At 33.9% G+C, this 18,066-nt stretch carries 20 protein-coding genes and 1 riboswitch; of the genes, 14 read left to right on the top strand and 6 right to left on the bottom strand.

Annotated features, from left to right (window positions below):
- The first annotated feature begins 132 nt into the window (after positions 1–132).
- Both rpsB and tsf read left to right on the top strand, forming a co-directional pair.
- The gene (gene rpsB / locus ACTJIW_RS09825; RefSeq protein ID WP_012023686.1) at positions 133–897 is read left to right on the top strand and encodes a 30S ribosomal protein S2; all 765 of its coding nucleotides are present in this window, start codon (positions 133–135) and stop codon (positions 895–897) included.
- Positions 898–1,037: 140 nt separating this feature from the next.
- Positions 1,038–2,000 (top strand): translation elongation factor Ts, encoded by a 963-nt coding sequence (gene tsf / locus ACTJIW_RS09820; protein ID WP_012023685.1) that lies wholly within the window; start codon positions 1,038–1,040, stop codon positions 1,998–2,000.
- A 60-nt stretch (positions 2,001–2,060) separates the two neighbouring features.
- Here the strand turns inward: tsf and ACTJIW_RS09815 are convergent, their stop codons facing one another.
- Positions 2,061–4,124, bottom strand: a complete 2,064-nt coding sequence (locus tag ACTJIW_RS09815) for a M3 family metallopeptidase (RefSeq protein ID WP_440714508.1) — start codon at positions 4,122–4,124, stop codon at positions 2,061–2,063.
- A 157-nt stretch (positions 4,125–4,281) separates the two neighbouring features.
- Between ACTJIW_RS09815 and ACTJIW_RS09810 the strand changes: the two genes are divergently transcribed.
- The 11 genes from ACTJIW_RS09810 to ACTJIW_RS09760 all read left to right on the top strand — a co-directional run bounded on the left by ACTJIW_RS09810 (position 4,282) and on the right by ACTJIW_RS09760 (position 13,445).
- Entirely contained in the window at positions 4,282–4,941 is a 660-nt protein-coding gene (locus ACTJIW_RS09810; protein WP_012023683.1) for a queuosine precursor transporter, read from the top strand.
- 187 nt (positions 4,942–5,128) lie between these two features.
- Positions 5,129–5,569 (top strand): lipocalin family protein, encoded by a 441-nt coding sequence (locus tag ACTJIW_RS09805; protein ID WP_073407923.1) that lies wholly within the window; start codon positions 5,129–5,131, stop codon positions 5,567–5,569.
- 72 nt (positions 5,570–5,641) lie between these two features.
- Entirely contained in the window at positions 5,642–6,202 is a 561-nt protein-coding gene (locus tag ACTJIW_RS09800) for a DNA-3-methyladenine glycosylase I (protein WP_073407924.1), read from the top strand.
- Positions 6,203–6,322: 120 nt separating this feature from the next.
- Positions 6,323–6,419: riboswitch (TPP riboswitch) on the top strand.
- A 67-nt stretch (positions 6,420–6,486) separates the two neighbouring features.
- The gene (thiS, locus tag ACTJIW_RS09795; RefSeq protein WP_012023680.1) at positions 6,487–6,693 is read left to right on the top strand and encodes a sulfur carrier protein ThiS; all 207 of its coding nucleotides are present in this window, start codon (positions 6,487–6,489) and stop codon (positions 6,691–6,693) included.
- Positions 6,694–6,798: 105 nt separating this feature from the next.
- The gene (gene thiC / locus ACTJIW_RS09790) at positions 6,799–8,622 is read left to right on the top strand and encodes a phosphomethylpyrimidine synthase ThiC (RefSeq protein ID WP_440714509.1); all 1,824 of its coding nucleotides are present in this window, start codon (positions 6,799–6,801) and stop codon (positions 8,620–8,622) included.
- 86 nt (positions 8,623–8,708) lie between these two features.
- Positions 8,709–9,320 (top strand): thiamine phosphate synthase, encoded by a 612-nt coding sequence (locus ACTJIW_RS09785; protein ID WP_440714510.1) that lies wholly within the window; start codon positions 8,709–8,711, stop codon positions 9,318–9,320.
- Positions 9,278–10,033, top strand: a complete 756-nt coding sequence (locus ACTJIW_RS09780) for a hydroxymethylpyrimidine/phosphomethylpyrimidine kinase (protein WP_440714511.1) — start codon at positions 9,278–9,280, stop codon at positions 10,031–10,033. The genes ACTJIW_RS09785 and ACTJIW_RS09780 overlap by 43 nt, the downstream gene beginning before the upstream one ends.
- The gene (locus ACTJIW_RS09775; protein WP_012023676.1) at positions 10,023–10,661 is read left to right on the top strand and encodes a thiamine phosphate synthase; all 639 of its coding nucleotides are present in this window, start codon (positions 10,023–10,025) and stop codon (positions 10,659–10,661) included. Before ACTJIW_RS09780 ends, ACTJIW_RS09775 begins: the two co-directional genes overlap by 11 nt.
- Positions 10,642–11,418: a thiazole synthase gene (locus ACTJIW_RS09770; protein WP_012023675.1), complete on the top strand. Its 777-nt coding sequence runs from the start codon at positions 10,642–10,644 to the stop codon at positions 11,416–11,418. The genes ACTJIW_RS09775 and ACTJIW_RS09770 overlap by 20 nt, the downstream gene beginning before the upstream one ends.
- Positions 11,419–11,516: 98 nt before the next feature.
- Positions 11,517–12,653 carry a 2-iminoacetate synthase ThiH gene (gene thiH / locus ACTJIW_RS09765; protein ID WP_440714512.1) on the top strand — a complete coding sequence of 379 codons (1,137 nt, stop codon included), beginning with the start codon at positions 11,517–11,519 and terminating at the stop codon, positions 12,651–12,653.
- Between the two features lie 81 nt (positions 12,654–12,734).
- A complete protein-coding gene (locus tag ACTJIW_RS09760; RefSeq protein ID WP_440714513.1) occupies positions 12,735–13,445 on the top strand; it encodes a HesA/MoeB/ThiF family protein in 711 nt (236 codons plus the stop codon).
- Here the strand turns inward: ACTJIW_RS09760 and ACTJIW_RS09755 are convergent.
- The 4 genes from ACTJIW_RS09755 to ACTJIW_RS09740 form a co-directional block, all read right to left on the bottom strand.
- Positions 13,442–14,236 (bottom strand): MOSC domain-containing protein, encoded by a 795-nt coding sequence (locus ACTJIW_RS09755; RefSeq protein WP_440714514.1) that lies wholly within the window; start codon positions 14,234–14,236, stop codon positions 13,442–13,444. The genes ACTJIW_RS09760 and ACTJIW_RS09755 overlap by 4 nt on opposite strands.
- A 2-nt stretch (positions 14,237–14,238) precedes the next feature.
- Positions 14,239–14,877, bottom strand: coding sequence for a leucyl/phenylalanyl-tRNA--protein transferase (aat, locus tag ACTJIW_RS09750; RefSeq protein ID WP_012023671.1), 639 nt, complete (start codon positions 14,875–14,877; stop codon positions 14,239–14,241).
- 136 nt (positions 14,878–15,013) lie between these two features.
- Positions 15,014–15,385, bottom strand: coding sequence for a DUF3127 domain-containing protein (locus ACTJIW_RS09745; protein WP_012023670.1), 372 nt, complete (start codon positions 15,383–15,385; stop codon positions 15,014–15,016).
- 31 nt (positions 15,386–15,416) lie between these two features.
- Complete coding sequence (locus ACTJIW_RS09740; RefSeq protein ID WP_073407936.1) at positions 15,417–16,292, bottom strand: flavin reductase family protein; 876 nt, start codon at positions 16,290–16,292, stop codon at positions 15,417–15,419.
- A gap of 159 nt (positions 16,293–16,451) precedes the next feature.
- On the opposite strand from ACTJIW_RS09740, the gene ACTJIW_RS09735 reads away from it, so the two are divergent.
- Positions 16,452–17,606, top strand: a complete 1,155-nt coding sequence (locus ACTJIW_RS09735) for a sensor histidine kinase (RefSeq protein ID WP_440714515.1) — start codon at positions 16,452–16,454, stop codon at positions 17,604–17,606.
- Between the two features lie 64 nt (positions 17,607–17,670).
- Here the strand turns inward: ACTJIW_RS09735 and ACTJIW_RS09730 are convergent, their stop codons facing one another.
- Positions 17,671–18,060, bottom strand: coding sequence for an HIT family protein (locus tag ACTJIW_RS09730; RefSeq protein ID WP_433815155.1), 390 nt, complete (start codon positions 18,058–18,060; stop codon positions 17,671–17,673).
- Between the last annotated feature and the right edge of the window lie 6 nt (positions 18,061–18,066).

Here is an 18,066-nt window from a genome sequence, read left to right as displayed (position 1 = left end):
AGTTTAGCATCTAAATGGGTTGAGTCTTAAAGTCGAAAGTCTTAAAGTCAAATGTTTGAAGCCTAAAGCTTAAAGCTTAGTGCCTAAAGCCAAAACACATTGCTAATCAACAGAACGTAAACTAGTACAAAAATGGCAAACAAAATAGAAGTAAAAGAATTACTAGAAGCAGGTGTTCACTTTGGACACATGACTAGAAAATGGGATCCAAATATGGCTCCTTACATTTATATGGAGCGTAATGGTATTCACATTATCAATCTATATAAAACTGCAGCTAAAATTGAAGAAGCTAACGAAGCTTTGAAAAAAATCGCTGCATCAGGTAGAAAAATCTTATTCGTAGCTACCAAAAAACAAGCAAAAGACATCGTTGCTGATAAAGCAAAAGCTGCAAACATGCCTTACATCACTGAAAGATGGCCAGGTGGTATGTTGACTAACTTCGTAACTATCAGAAAGGCAGTTAAAAAAATGTCTTCTATCGATAAAATGAAGAAAGATGGTACTTTCAACACTTTATCTAAAAAAGAGCGTTTACAAGTTGATCGTCTACGTGCTAAATTAGAGAAAAACTTAGGTTCAATTGCTGATATGTCTAGACTACCTGCAGCATTGTTCGTAGTAGATATCAAAGCTGAACACATCGCAATAAAAGAAGCTCAAAAATTAAACATTCCAGTTTTCGCAATGGTTGATACGAATTCTGACCCAAGAGAGGTTGATTACGTGATTCCTGCAAATGATGACGCTTCTAAATCAATTGACAAAATTTTATCTTTAGTAACTACTGCTGTAATCGAAGGTCTTTCAGACAGAGGTGCAGAAAAAGAAGTTGAAGCTGCTGAAGAAGCTCCTGCTGCTGAAGCTGAAGCTGCTCCTGCAACTGAAGAATAAATCAAATTTTAAATTCCAAATTTTAAATTCCAAAATCCAAATACAAAATTAAAAACGTTATGTTGATAATTTATTAAAATTGGAGTTTGGGATTTAAAAGCTGGAATTTTTTACTTTTAACATTAAAAATTCAAAATATCATGTCAACAATTACTGCTGCAGACGTAAATAAATTAAGACAATCTACAGGTGCCGGAATGATGGACTGTAAAAAAGCTTTAGTTGAAGCTGAAGGAGATTTCGATAAAGCTATCCAAATCCTTAGAGAAAAAGGACAGAAAGTTGCTGCTAACCGTTCTGACCGTGAGTCTTCTGAAGGAGCTGCTGTTTCTTTTATCAATGCAGACAACACTAAAGGAGCTATCATCACTTTAAACTGTGAAACTGACTTCGTAGGTAAAAACGAAGCTTTCGTAACTTTAGCTAAAGATTTAGTTGAAAGAGCTATCAACTTCTCTAATAAAGAAGAATTCTTAGCTTCTGACTTCAACGGAATTACTGTTGCTGAAAAATTAATCGAGCAAACTGGAGTTATCGGTGAGAAAATCGAAATCGGTGGTTTCGAAATTTTAGAAGGCGCTTTCGTTGGATCTTACGTTCACGTGAACAAAATTGCTGCTTTAACAGCTATTTCTGCTCCAATTGCTAATGCTGAGACTTTAACAAAAGACGTATCTATGCAAGTTGCTTCTATGGGAGCTGACACATTATCTTACAAAGATTTTGATCCAGCTTTCGTTGAATCTGAACTTGCTGCTCGTATTGCTGTAATCGAAAAAGACAATGAAGAAGCAAAACGTTTAGGAAAAACTTTAAAAAATGTTCCTAAATACATCTCTTTCTCTCAATTAACTCCTGAAGTTATCAAACAAGCTGAAGAAGATGCTAAAGCTGAATTAAAAGCTGAAGGTAAACCAGAGCAAATCTGGGATAAAATTCTTCCAGGAAAAGTACAACGTTTCATTTCTGACAACACTACTTTAGATCAAGAAAAAGCTTTATTAGATCAAAACTTCATCAAAGATGACAGTAAAAAAGTTGGTGATTACGTTAAAGGATTCAACGTTGAAATCACAGGTTTCAAAAGAGTTACTTTAGGTTAATATATTATTTCAATATTTAAAAAGCCCGAATATTTACTTATTCGGGCTTTTTTATATCAATTAACTTTCGACTGGAAAATTTCTTGCACGCATTAAAGCATCCGATTTTGGAGCGTGTCCCCTAAAGTTTTCATACATCGTCTCGTTATCAATTGTGTTTCCTGCCGTTAAAACAATATCATAAAGACGTTTTGCAACTTGTTTATCAAAAGGTCCTTTTCCTTCTAAAAAGGCTTCATAAGCATCTGCATTTATAACATCAGCCCATAAATAACTGTAATAACCTGCCGCATATCCATCACTCGAAAAAATATGCGCAAACTGCGGAATTCTGTGTCTCATTACAATTTCTGAAGGCATATTAATTTCTGACAAAATATCTTTTTCAAATTGATGAGGATCGACTTTTTCTGTAGTTAAATGCAGTTTCATATCCACAAAAGAACTTGAAATTGTTTCTACAGTGGCAAAACCTTCATTAAAATTAGCCGCTTTTGCAATTCTTTCTACTAAAGACTGCGACAATGGTTCATTCGTTTTATAATGAAGTGCGAACTTATTAAGGACTTCCGGAGTTGCCAGCCAATGTTCTAATAATTGAGAAGGAAATTCTACATAATCTCTTGCAACCGAAGTTCCCGAAAGACTTGGATAGGTAACATTCGAGCATAATCCGTGTAAAGCATGCCCAAATTCATGAAATAAAGTCGTCGCATCATCCCACGAAATCAAAACAGGTTCATCTGCATTTCCTTTTATAAAATTGCAATTATTAGATACTATTGGAAGTACGTTTTCTTTTATTTTCTGCTGGTCTCTATGCGAGTTCATCCAAGCTCCTGAACGTTTTCCTGTACGGGCGTAAGGATCAAAATACCATAGGCCAATTACTTTTCCTGTATTCTTATTATTTACTTCCCAAACACGAACATCTGGATGATAAACAGGAACATCGAATAATTGTTTAAAACCTAAATCAAACAACTCTCCCGCTGTCCAAAACATACCCTCTCTTAAATTTTCTAATTGCAGGTACTGTTTAATTTCATTCTGATCTAAATCGTATTTTGCTTTACGAACTTTTTCTGCATAAAAACGATAATCCCAAGGTTGGATTTTAAAATCTCCTCCTTCTTCATCAACCATTTTCTGCATAGCCAAAACATCATTTTTTACTTTCTCGACAGCTGGTTTCCAGACAGAATTCATTAAATCTAAAGTTTTCTGCGGGTCTTTTGCCATTTTATTAGACAAACTCCATTCTGCAAAATTCTTAAACCCTAATATTTTAGCCTTTTCAGCTCGTAATCTTAAAATAGACACCAGCGTTTCGTTTGTATTATTTTCGTTCAGATTATCGCCTCTTTTTACAAAAATATCAAAAGCTTTTTCTCTTAAACTTCTTCGATTTGAAAAAGTCAAAAATGGCTCAATTGAAGATCTTGTGTTTCCTATACAAGCCAAAACATTCAGATTTCTTTCTTTTGCCTCTGCAATTGCGGCATTTTTAAATTCTTCTGGAAGACCTTCTAAATCACTTTCTGAATTTAATTCTAAATACTGATCGTTTTCTTCTGCCAGCAATTTTTGGCTGAAAAGCGTAAAAAGTCCTGCTAATTCTTGGTTAATTTTCGCAACCTTCTCTTTGTCTTCCTTATTCAGCTCTGCTCCTTCACGAACAAAATCGGTATAATAAAGCCAAAGAAGGCGCTGCTGTTCAGAAGTTAATTTTTTACTTTCTTCAGATTTGTATAACTCTTCTATTCTTAAAAATAATTTTTCATTTTGATAGAGTTTATCGCTGATTTCTGCCAGTTTTGGCGACATTTCTGTATCTACCGCATTAAATTCCGGAGTACTCAAATTTGATCTGTAAATTCCGTAAACTGCATGAATACGATCTAGTTTTTCGCCCGAAAGTTCTAAAGCTTGAACAGTATTTTCAAAAGTTGGTTTTTCCGAACTATTTGCAATTGCATCAATTTCCTCCAGCTTTTCCTGAATAGCAAATTCAATTGTCGGTTTAAAATCTGAAATTTTATATTTTGTGAAATCCGGCACTCCTCCATACGGACCTGACCATTCCTGAAGCAGCGGATTATTTAAATTGGGTTGTTTTTCCATAATTTAAGTACATAGATTAATTCCTTTATTCCTTTTCAGGAATTAAAGATAGAGTCTCAAAATTAACCAATCGAAAGCAAACTTCAAACGAACTGCCTAATCCGTTTCAATGATTTAAAGAAATAGCTTAAATTTGAAACATCATAACCAAAATAACATGTTTAAAACCCGAAAAGAAATTGTCTTTGTAATTCTGGCAGGAATATTTATAACAAATGCTGTTGTAGCAGAACTTATAGGAGGAAAATTAATCCAGATTGGCCCTTTTGTAATGAGTATTGGAATTCTGCCCTGGCCAATTGTATTTTTAACAACTGATTTAATTAATGAGTATTTTGGCGAAAAGGGCGTAAAAAAACTTTCTTTTATAACCGCCTGTCTTATTGCATATGCATTTCTAATTTTATTTATGGCAATTGTAATTCCGGCTGCAAAAGGAATAAGCCCAGTTAATGATCAGCAGTTTGAAGCCGTTTTTGGTCAAAGTATGTGGATTATTTTTGGAAGTATAATCGCTTTTATGGTTTCTCAGTTAATCGATGTAAGTGTTTTTTGGTTCTTTAGAAAACGAACAGGACATAAAAAAATATGGTTAAGAACTACAGGATCAACTGTAATTTCTCAATTATTTGACTCTTTTATTGTTCTTGGAATTGCATTTTGGCTTCCGGGAAAAATAGATTTTGACACTTTTATTTCCTCAGGATTAATTGGTTACACTTTTAAGTTAGCAATCGCCATTTTACTTACACCAGCAATCTATTTAGGCCATCATTTAATTAAAAGATATTTGGACGAAGAAAAAGAAGAAAAATAATATAAATAACAGAAATTATTTAAGAAGAAGATTATCATTTGAAAAACAGGTATAAATACCTGGTATTGAAAATCAACAACTTATAATAAAATGTTAAAAACACACGAAAAAACTTATGGAACAAAAGTTTATTTGTTAAAAAAGATTCTATTTTTGCCAAAAAATTTAACAAATAAAATCAACCAAAATGAAAAAATTAAGCATTCTTTTCGTATCAGTTTTAACTTTAGGATTAGCAGTAACATCTTGCAGCAGCGATGATGATAACAACGGTTCAATAGAAGGAAAATGGGCTCCTGTAAAAATGGGAAGCGTAGTAAATGGACAAGAAATCTTGGTTAATATTCCAAATGAAGGTAAATGTGATAGTGATATTATAGAATTTACTTCTGATGCTAAATTTACAGATATCACTTATGAATTTAACAATAACAAGTGTGAATCTTCAACTGATAAAGGAACTTGGTCATTAAAAGACAAAACTTTAACTACTATTTATGATGGAGATACTGAGTCAAATGCTTTTGAAGTTTTAGAATTAACGAAATCAACATTAAAACTAAAATATGTTGAAAAAATCGATGACACAAACAGCATGATTACTATAACACTTTTTGAAAGAAAATAATAACTCACAAAGTTTCATAAAACCTCAAATCTTAATTGATTTGAGGTTTTTTAATACATTTGAAATAAAAAAATGGAACCAATAAGATGCGGCTGGTGTTCAGCAAGTGATTTATATAAAAAATACCATGACGAAGAATGGGGAACTCCTGTTTATGACGATCCGACTCTCTTTGAGTTTTTAATTCTGGAAACCTTTCAGGCAGGTTTAAGCTGGATAACCATTTTGAATAAAAGAGAAAACTTTAAAACTGCTTTTGACAACTTCGATTATAAAAAAATTGCCAATTATTCTGATGATAAAATCGAAGAATTGATGCAGAATACTGGAATCATCCGCAACAAACTTAAAATTAAATCTGCCGTTACAAACGCACAGGCATTTATGAAAATCCAGGAAGAATTTGGAAGTTTCTCAAGTTACATTTGGAAATTTACTGATGGAAAACCTATCGACAACAAACCCAAAACTTTAAAAGATGTTCCGGCAACCACACCAATTTCGGATGCAATTAGTAAAGACCTAAAAAAACGCGGTTTTAAATTCGTAGGATCAACCGTTATTTACGCTCATATGCAGGCGACTGGAATGGTAAATGATCATATCGAGGACTGCTTTACCAGAGTTAAATAGTTTTCAGTCACAGTCTCAGTTTTTAGTCGTTTTTTAAGTTTAAAAAAAAATCAAAACAAAAATTAAAAGGCTCAAAACTGAGACCGCGAGTGAAAACTTAAAAAAAATCATTACATTTGCTTCACACTTTAGGGGTGTCTGCATCACGCAGGCTGAGATTTTACCCTCTGAACCTGATCTAGTTCATACTAGCGTAGGGAAAAGTAAGATGACTTCTTAAACGCATTTCTGTGCGTTATTGCAGCCATTCCTATTGTGTATCTATACACTAAACTCAAAAAGGAATGGAACTAAAAATCAATCAACAAACCAAAAAATTCAATGCTGAATCGCTAAGCGTTCAATCATTGCTCGATCTCGAAATTCCGCACAAGCAAAACGGAATCGCCGTTGCTGTAAACAATACCGTTGTTCCAAAAATCAAATGGAACGAATTCCTTGTACAAGAAACCGACGAAATTTTAATTATTTCTGCTACGCAAGGAGGATAAAGACTAAAATTTCAATTTAAAAATTCTAATTACAAACTTGACGTAGACGCACTCTGGTGTGTCGCTGCAACAACTCATAATTCATAACTCATAACTTCTTTTCCTATGACTACAGAAGAACAAATATCCAGAACCCCATTTCCAAACTCTAAAAAAGTCTATATCGACGGAGAAATTCACCCAATAAAAGTAGCCATGCGCGAAATTACTTTAAATGATACCAAACTTTCAAACGGAGGAATTGAAAAAAATCCACCTGTAACCGTTTACGATACTTCCGGACCATATACTGATCCAAATGTAGAAATTGATATTAGAAAAGGATTACCACGCTTACGCGAAAAATGGATTCTTGACAGAAATGATGTTGAAATTTTAAGTGAAATCACATCAGATTACGGACAAAGCCGATTGAAAGATGAAAGTCTGAATCATCTTCGATTTGAATATTTACATCAGCCAAAACGTGCTAAAAAAGGTGCAAACGTAACACAATTGTATTACGCTAAGCAAGGTATTATTACGCCGGAAATGGAATATATCGCGATTCGTGAAAACCAGCGTATCGAACTTTTAAACGAGCAGACTAAAGCAATGCAATGCCAGCACAGCGGAGAGAGTTTTGGAGCTAATACACCAAAAAGCAAAATTACCCCAGAATTTGTCCGTTCAGAAGTTGCCTGCGGGAGAGCAATTATTCCAAATAACATCAATCATCCAGAAAGCGAACCTATGATTGTGGGACGCAATTTCCTGGTAAAAATTAATGCTAATATTGGAAACAGCGCTGTGACTTCGAGTATTGAAGAAGAAGTTGAAAAAGCTGTTTGGGCTTGCCGCTGGGGAGCTGATACGATTATGGATTTATCTACGGGAAAAAACATTCATGAAACCAGAGAATGGATTATTAGAAATTCACCTGTTCCAATTGGCACCGTTCCAATTTATCAGGCATTAGAAAAAGTAAAAGGAATTGCTGAAGATTTAACTTGGGAGATTTTCCGTGACACCTTGATTGAACAAGCAGAACAAGGCGTTTCATACTTTACAATTCACGCCGGAGTTTTGCTTCGATACATTCATCTAACCGCAAATCGTGTTACTGGAATTGTTTCTCGCGGCGGTTCAATTATGGCGAAATGGTGTTTGTTTCATCATAAAGAAAATTTCCTTTATACACATTTTGAAGAAATCTGTGAAATCATGAAACAATACGATGTCGCTTTTTCTTTGGGAGACGGTTTACGTCCGGGTTCGATTGCAGATGCAAATGATGCTGCTCAATTTGCAGAATTAGAAACTTTAGGAGAATTGACAAAAATTGCCTGGAAACATGATGTACAGGTTTTCATTGAAGGTCCGGGACACGTTCCGATGCACATGATCAAAGAAAATATGGAGAAACAATTAGAACATTGTCATGAAGCACCATTTTATACTTTAGGCCCATTAACTACAGATATTGCACCGGGTTATGATCATATTACATCTGCAATTGGCGCTGCAATGATTGGCTGGTATGGCTGTGCAATGCTGTGTTATGTAACACCAAAAGAACATCTGGGTTTACCCAACAAAAAAGATGTAAAAGACGGCGTGATTACCTATAAAATTTCGGCACATGCCGCCGACTTGGCAAAAGGTCATCCAGGAGCACAATATCGCGATAATGCTTTGAGTAAAGCTCGTTTTGAATTCCGCTGGGAAGACCAGTTTAATTTAGCATTAGATCCTGACACTGCAAGAGAATTTCATGATGAAACACTTCCGGCAGATGGTGCAAAAGTGGCGCATTTCTGTTCGATGTGCGGACCAAAATTCTGCTCTATGAAAATATCTCAGGAAATTAGAGATGTCGCTGCTGCAGAAAAAGGAATGCAGGAGAAATCAGAGGAATTTATTGAACAGGGAAAAGAGATTTATATTTAGTAATGTATTAAGATGACAGTATTAAGTATTAAGATTCAACATCTTCAAAGTCTTAATACTTCCATCTTACTTAATACTTTTTTGAAATGATTGTAATTACAACCCCTTTTTCCATTAAAAATGAAATTGAAATTCTTCATTTTTTATTAGAAGAAGGATTGTCTTTGCTTCACATTCGGAAACCTGATTTTTCAAGAATAGAAATGGCACATTTTATTCTTCAAATCAAATTGGAATTTCACGCTAATTTGGTTTTGCATAGTCATCACGATTTAGCAGAAGATTTTGGAATTACCAGAATTCATTTTCCTGAAAAAGAAAGAAAAGATCTAAATGATTTTCCTGCAAGGTTTTTAAAACCCTGCAGGTCTAAATCAACATCAACACATTCAATTGAAGATTTTAATTCTTTAGAAAGTGATTTTGATTATGCATTTCTAAGCCCCGTTTTTAAAAGTATTTCAAAAGAGAATTATCAGCCGGAAACAGATCTTTTTGAAGCATTAAAATTGAGAAAAAACTATAGGACAAAAGCTATTGCATTAGGAGGAATATGCTCTGATAACATTTCAAAAACGCTTAAAAATGGTTTTGATGATGTGGCACTTTTAGGAACTATTTGGAACAATGAAAACCCTGTAAAACAATTTAAAATATGTCAGCAAACCGTCCTTTCGTACTTACAATCGCAGGCTTAGATCCGTCTGGAGGTGCTGGTATTTTGGCTGATATCAAAACATTTGAACAGCACAAAGTAACAGGTTTTGGTATTTCAACAGCCAATACAATTCAGACAGAAAATGTATTTCATGAAATTCAATGGACTAATTCAGATTTTATTATTCGTTCGATAGAAACGCTGTTTAACAGTTATAAAATCAGCACTGTTAAAATCGGTATTGTTTCTTCTTTAAATGACTTGAATCAAATTATTTCGACGATAAAAAATTTGTCTCCCACAACTAAAATTGTCTGGGATCCGGTTTTAAAATCAACAACAAAATTTGAGTTTATGACAATTGAAGATTATTCTCATTTATATAAAATATTGTCAAAAATTGATTTGATTACCCCTAATTATCATGAAATCGAAATTTTATTTCCAGGGTTTATTTCAAAAATGCTTTGTAAAGAAATTAAGATCCCTGTCAATATTTTATTGAAAGGCGGACACAATGAAACTGAAATTGGAACTGATCGTTTGTTTCTTAAAAATGAGATTTATGATTTGTTTCCAACAGAAAAAGAATGTTCTGAAAAACATGGTTCAGGGTGTGTTCTTTCATCAGCTATTGCTTCTAATCTGGCTTGCAATCAAACTATAAAAGAAGCCTGCAAAAATGCTAAAAAATATATCGAAAAATACCTGAGTTCAACATCAACATTAATTGGATATCATTATGTACAATAAACTGCAATACATTTCACAGGGAAACACAATCGAAGACCAAGTCCGCAATATTCATCAGGCTTTAGACTCAGGATGCGATTGGATACAAATGCGATTTAAAAACCAAACCGAAAAAGACTCTTTCATCTTAGCTGAAGAAATAAAGCTTTTGTGCGAAAAATATCTGGCCAGCTTTATTATAAACGATAATCTTTATCTCGCACAGCAGATTAATGCAGATGGTGTGCATCTTGGTTTATCAGACATGAAAATCGACGAAGCCCGAACCATTTTAGGAGCTGAAAAAATTATTGGAGGAACAGCAAACACTTTTGAAGATATTCAGAATCACGTAAAAAATGGATGCAATTATATCGGATTGGGTCCTTTTAGATTTACAAACACAAAAGAAAAACTAAGTCCAATTTTAGGTCTATCCGGTTATTTTGAGATTCTTCAAAAAATGAAGAAAAATAAAATTGAAGTTCCGGTTTATGCTATTGGCGGAATTACTTTAAAAGATATAAATCCTTTAATGGAAACAGGAATTCACGGAATTGCAGTTTCCGGAATCATAACAGAAAGCGACGAAAAGAAAATACTAATTCAACAATTAAACGAAAAATTATATGCAAACGTCATTGTTTAATATTGGAGACAAAAGCTTCAAGTCTCGTTTGTTTTTAGGAACAGGAAAATTTGGATCAAATCAGGAAATGGAAGAGGCTGTTTTAGCTTCAGAAAGCGAATTAGTTACGGTTGCATTAAAACGCATTGATCTGGAAACAGATACTGATGCTATTTTATCTCATTTAAAACATCCTAATATTAATTTGCTTCCTAATACATCTGGTGCAAGAAATGCAAAAGAAGCTGTTTTTGCAGCTCAATTGGCTCGTGAGGCTTTAGAAACCAATTGGGTTAAGCTGGAAATTCATCCTGATCCAAAATATTTAATGCCGGATCCAATTGAAACTTTAAAAGCCACAGAAGAACTTGCAAAACTTGGTTTTTTTGTTCTCCCTTACATTCATGCAGATCCTGTTTTATGCAAACATTTAGAAAGCGCCGGAACAACTGCTGTAATGCCTTTGGGTTCACCAATTGGAAGCAACAAGGGTTTAAAAACTATTGATTTTTTAGAAATTATAATCGAGCAGAGTAATGTCCCTGTAATAGTTGATGCTGGAATTGGCGTACCTTCTGATGCTGCGAAAGCAATGGAAATTGGTGCTGACGCCGTTTTGGTAAACACTGCAATTGCCGTTGCCGGGAATCCCAAATTAATGGCTGAAGCTTTTAAAGAGGCTGTTATTGCAGGGAGAAAGGCTTTTGAAGCCAGAGCTGCCAATCAGCAGAACTATGCTTCTGCTTCCAGCCCTTTGACTTCTTTTCTTTATGAATAAATTTAACCGCAAAGTTCGCAAAGAAAAGCGCTAAGAACGCAAAGCTTTGCGAACCTTGCGTAATTCTTAGCGTGCCTTGCGGTTAAAAAACAAAAACTATGAACACATTCAAATCTATTTTTGAGCAATACAATTGGGATGAAATCCAATCCAGAATATACCAAACCACATCTAAAGATGTCGAACGAACTTTGGCTAAAACCAAATACAATCTCGATGATTTTTTGATTTTGATTTCACCTATTGCCCAAAATTATCTGGAAGAGATGGCTCAGAAATGCCATGAAATTACCAAGAAACGTTTTGGCAAAACGATTCAAATGTATGCGCCATTATATTTAAGTAACGAATGCCAAAATATTTGTACCTATTGTGGATTTAGTTTAGACAATAAAATCAAAAGAAAAACATTGACGGATACAGAAATAAAACTAGAAGTTGAAGCCTTAAAAAAGACTGGTTTTGATCATGTTTTATTAGTTACAGGCGAAGCAAATTATACTGTAAACATCAATTATTTTCTAAATGCAATTAATTTAATTAAAAACGATTTTTCGATTATTTCTGTTGAAGTACAACCGCTTTCTCAAGAAGATTATGAGCGTTTGCATGCTGCAGGAGTATATTCGGTTTTGGTCTATCAGGAAACCTATCATCAGGAGGTTTATAAAAAGTATCATACTAAAGGCAAAAAATCAAATTTTGATTATCGACTTGAAACTCCTGATAGAATTGGAACTGCAGGAATTCATAAAATAGGTTTAGGCGTTTTATTAGGTTTAGAAGACTGGCGAACGGACAGCTTTTTTAATGCTTTGCATTTAGATTATCTTCAAAAGAAATACTGGCAGACCAAATATTCTGTTTCTTTTCCCCGCCTCCGCCCTGCCGAAGGAATTATCGAACCTAATTTTATTATGGATGATAAAGATTTGACGCAATTGATCTGTGCTTATCGTTTATGGAATGAAGATTTAGAAATTTCGATTTCAACCCGCGAAAACGAAAAATTCAGAAATAATATAATTCCAATTGGTGTTACAAGTATGAGTGCCGGCTCTAAAACAAATCCGGGTGGTTATGTTGTTGATCCGCAGTCTTTAGAACAATTCGAAATCAGCGATGAACGTTCTGCAGAAGAAATCTCAAAAATTATAAAAAATGCGGGTTACGAACCTGTCTGGAAAGACTGGGATAAAGCCTATAGTCGAAAGTTGGAAAGCCTAAAGTCATAAAGTCCCAAACTTCACTTAAACCTTTCATTTACAACTTTTGGCTTTCGACTTTTGACTTTCAAACTTTAAGACTAGATTAAAATGAGCATTATTCAAGAATTCCTTCGTTACAACAGACAAACTATTCTTCCTGAAATTGGCGACGAAGGTCAGGAAAAACTAAAAAAAGCACGGGTTTTGGTAATTGGTGCCGGCGGTTTAGGCTGCCCAATTTTACAATACATTGCCACTGCAGGAGTAGGTTTTATTGGAATTATGGATTTTGATACGATTGAAATTCACAATCTTCATCGACAAATTTTATACACCGAAAATGAAATTGGAAAGCACAAATCAATAATTGCAAAAGATGTGGTTTCAAAACTCAATCCGTTGATTGAAGCTATTGCAATTAATGAAAAATTAACTGTTGAAAATGCTGCAAAAATCATTCAGCAATATGATATTGTTGTGGACGGTTCTGATAATTTTTCTACTCGTTATTTAGTCAATGACACTTGTGTTGAATTAAATAAACCCTTAGTTTATGGAAGTATTTTAAAGTTTGAAGGGCAAATTGCAGTTTTTAATCATAACGGAAGTAAAAACCTAAGAGATTTATTTCCTGAAATGCCAGATCCTAAAGATGTACCAAACTGCAATTTAAATGGCGTTTTAGGAACTTTACCTGGAATTATTGGAAATATGATGGCACACGAAACACTTAAATTAATTCTGGAATTACCAGCTTTAAAGAACGAATTAATAATTTTTAATACATTAAACTGGAATTTTACTAAACTGAATTTTTAGAAAACAAGCGCATCGCCAACTGTAATATTACCAGAGTTTAAGCTTACAATATTAGTCCCAAATAAAACAGAATTATCAAAATTTCTATATGTGCTTAATGTTTTAAGAGGTTCTTTTTTTAAACGTCCGTTTTCAGGATCGTTATTAACCATAATGCATCTTCCGCACGGTTTTATGTTTTTAAACTGGACTTCTCCAATAGTAAAAGTCTTAAAATCGTCTTCTTCGTGAGCATTTTCGGTGCTTACTACAATGTTTGGGCGAAATCTTTTTATTGTAATTTTCTCATCAAGCTTATCATTCAAAAAATCCAGACTTTTTGATCCTATTAGTAAATACGGATAACCATCAGCCAGACTCACATTGAAAGTTTCTTTTAATCTGGAGCTTTCGTGTTTACGAGCTCCGTTTTTTAATATTTTGACTAATTTACAATCAAAACCTAAGTGCTGGCTAAACCATTTTGATGTTTTATGATTTACCTCAACAACTTCGCTTTTATCATCCCAGACATTTACTTTTATTGTGCTCTCTAAATGTTCATCAATAAAAAATTCATGTTCCTGATCCTGAAAAGTTATACTGACTTTTCCATCTGAAATATTTGGATAAAACTGACTCATAATACGATGTTCTCTCTGCGTCAACATTTGATTTTCAGCATCAATTAACATCCATCTGCGATCGTTTTCGAATCCCATTTCTTCAGCTAAAGCAGATTTACAGCTTATTCCTGCCAAGCTTTTTATTGGATAAATGTAAATTTCCTTTACAATATAAATTGCACTCATTTCTATTTGCTTTTTAAAATAGACATAAACTCTTCGCGATCTATTTCTCGGCAGCCTAAACTCTCTAAGTGCGAGTTATAAACCTGGCAATCCAGCAGTTTATAATTTTCTTTCTTCAAATATAACGCTAAAGCGATAAAAGCTGTTTTTGAAGCATTTGAAACTTTAGAAAACATACTTTCTCCGCAAAAAACATGACCTAAATCTATTCCGTATAAACCGCCAACCAAAACTTCATCCTGCCAAACCTCAACAGATTTTGCAATTCCTTGTTTATGAAGTTCGCAATAGGCTTCGATCATTTCGTTAGAAATCCATGTTCCGTTCTGTCCTTCACGTTTTATCTGCTGGCAATTAGAAATTACTTCTTTGAAGTTTTTATTATAAGTAACCTTAAATATTTTTTTATTGAGGATTTTCCGCATGCTTTTGGATATTACCAATTCATCGAAAAACAGTACCATTCTTGGATCCGGCGCCCACCAAAGAATAGGTTCACCTTCATTAAACCAAGGAAAAATACCGCTTTTATAGGCCAGTTTTAACCGCTCTGGATCTAAATCGCCTCCAATAGCCAAAACACCTTCTTCATCAGCTTCTGAAACCGGCGGAAAAAACAAATCTTTAAATAAATAATACATTTTAAATCGTCAACTTTTAAATTCCAAATCCTAAAAAATTGTCATTTGATGAAATGAACTCAAAAATAAAATTCCAAATCCCAAATTCACGGAAATGAATTGGAATTTGGAATTTAATAAATTGAATTTTAAACTCTTAGAACGGTAAATCGTCTGGTTCGTCTTCGTTTAAATTTGTCGCTGGAGCGAAAGCTTCTGCTGCAGGAACTGAAGGTGTTTGTGCAGGTCCTTCTGGTGCCATTCTTTCGATTCTCCAACCTTGAATACTATTGAAATATCTAGTTTCTCCTTGTGGATTAACCCATTCTCTTCCTCTTAAATTGATAGAAACTTTTACTGCCTCTCCTTGTTTATAGCTGCTTAATAAATCGCATTTATCTTGTGTAAATTCGATTAAAATGTGCTGTGGATACTGCTCATCTGTAGTAACTACTAGTTCTCTTTTTTTGAATGAAGCACTAACTTGCTGCTCAGGATTAACCACTTTTACTTTTCCTATAACTTCCATCTTCGTCTATAATTAATTATTATTTCTTTTCTTATTTTTTAGCTAAAAGCACTTTCCAGGCTGACTCAACGTCATCATTATTGAGATATTTTTTGGCTTCTAAATGAACTTTTTCCTGATCATCTGAGCTTAAAACCCCTTTTACAGAAAAATTTTCTTTCACAAATATACTAACTTCTTCTTTTGTAGGCAAGGTTTCTACGTTGCCTAATTTTCCGAGGTCATTGCCATCAAACACAGGACTTTCTCTAATAAAATTAGGAATTGCATCTACTCCTACGCCCAAAGTTGTTAGTGGTTTTGCGACTTCAAAAAGCCCCTGATTGGATCTTGAATACCAATTTCCGCCAAGTCTTGAAACTAAATCTATTTTATGCTGGTCTATTGCTCCGTTTTTATCCAAAATTGATTCGTGAATGTGAATTTTTACTACTTCACACAAAATCAGGTTTCCAGCTCCTCCTTCTGTTCCTAACGGAATAATCTGTGTAATCTTGCATTCAAACTGAACTGGAGATTCTTTTACACGATAAGGTTTTACAAAATCTGAAGGAATCTGCGTTAAACCGGCTTTTATAAATTCGTTTACGTCGTCTCCATATTCTGTACTTGCCAGCGAAGTCTGTTGTACAATATCATAATTGACAACATTTATTACGACTTCTTTCGTGGCTTCGGCATTAATCAAAGTATGCTTTACGGTATTGTCCCGAACACGTCTTGAAGGCGAAAAAACCAAAATGGGTGGATTAGCACTAAATACATTAAAGAAACTAAAGGGAGACAAATTAGGAATTCCTTTTTCGCTTATTGTACTTGCAAAAGCAATTGGCCTTGGCCCTACTGCACTTTGTAAATATCCCTGCAGCTGTGCCGTAGGTATCTCTTTTGGATTGATGCTAATCATAATTTTTCTGTTTAACCGAACCTCATTTCGGTCATACAAAAGTATTGAAATCGTTCAATTCAAAGAAATAGTTTTGAAGATTAAAACAAAAATCTTTTAAGCCCCTGCAAAATATAAAATGTGTTTATTTCGTTATATTTATACCTCAAAATTTAGTTTATGCGCTTTTCTGAAAGTAGAAATACAACTCGTTGGGTTATAATTTTCATATCCTTTTTAATCATTTCGCTGATTCTCTGGAATACTTATACATTTTTCCAAATTTTTAAGAATGAAGAACGTTTAAAAATGAAGCTTTTTGTAAATGCCCAAATTACAATTGTAAATGCTGACGAAAATACAGACATTGAACTTCCTCTTCAAATTATTAACAATAATACCTCTATTCCTGGTATAGTAATATTGTATGATAAAGTGGTAAGTGCCACAAATGTCCCAGAAGAGATCTTGACGAACAAGAAAAAAAGAGCCAATTATTTGAGAAAATTAGGTAATGAAAATGAACCTATTACTTTTGAATATGCTCCGGGAAAATATCAAACGCTTTATTATGGAAATTCAGCTTTACTTAATAAACTCAAATATTATCCTGTAGCTTTATTACTGATTATCTTTTTGTGTGCCGCTTTGATTTACAATTTTTACAAAAGCACAAAAATGGCAACGCAAAATAAACTGCTGGCGGGAATGGCAAAAGAAACAGCTCATCAAATTGGAACACCTTTATCATCTTTAATCGGCTGGGTTGAGATTTTAAAAACCGAAGCGATTGATCAATCCATAACTATTGAAATTGAAAAAGATGTGGAACGCCTGCAGACGATAACGGATCGTTTTTCTAAAATTGGTTCTGTTCCTGTTTTAGAACCGCACGATATTGTTGCCGAAACTTTAAATACGTACGAATATTTACAATCACGTTTTTCTAAACAGGTTACTTTTTCTTATCAGGTTCCCGAAAAACCAATTTTTGCTTTAATCAATCCAACACTTCACAGCTGGACGATCGAAAACCTTGTTAAAAATGCTATTGATGCCATGAAAGGAAAAGGAACTTTAGATCTTTATATTGAAAAAGATGCTCATCATATAAAAATTAACGTGAAAGATTCTGGAAGCGGTATTGCAAAAAACCAATTCAAAACTATTTTTGAACCCGGTTTTACAACAAAAAAACGCGGCTGGGGATTAGGTCTTTCTTTAACCAAAAGAATTGTTGAGGAATATCACAACGGAAAGATTAAAGTTCTTAATTCTGAAATTGGTAAAGGAACTACGTTTCAGATTACTTATGAAACTACCAATCCGGCTTAAAAATTAGACATAAAAAAAACACCAACTCAAAACTGAATTGGTGTTTTTTATTTTGGGTTTAATCTTAAAGATTAGACTGAATATCTTTTGCTAAAGTTTCAAATTCTTCTTTTGAAAGCGAAACTTTGTCCTGAAAACGCATTTCATCCATATGATTTAATGGAATTAAATGTACGTGTGCGTGAGGAACTTCTAAACCTACAACCGCAATTCCGATTCTTTTACAAGGAACTGTTTTTTCTAATGCTGCTGCAATTTTTTTAGAGAATTTCATTAATCCTAAATACAATTCTTCATCCATATCGAAAATCTTATCGATTTCTTGTTTCGGAATACAAAGTGTATGGCCTTTTGCGTTTGGATTTACATCTAAAAAAGCCAGATAGTTATCATCTTCGGCAATTTTATAGGCAGGAATTTCTCCGTTTACTATTTTAGTGAATATTGAACTCATAGTTTA

Origin of the sequence: Flavobacterium sp. 22659 (assembly GCF_052044235.1) — a bacterium.
In the GTDB taxonomy this organism is placed as follows: Bacteria; Bacteroidota; Bacteroidia; order Flavobacteriales; family Flavobacteriaceae; genus Flavobacterium; species Flavobacterium johnsoniae.
This window is presented reverse-complemented; position numbering and strand designations above follow the sequence as displayed.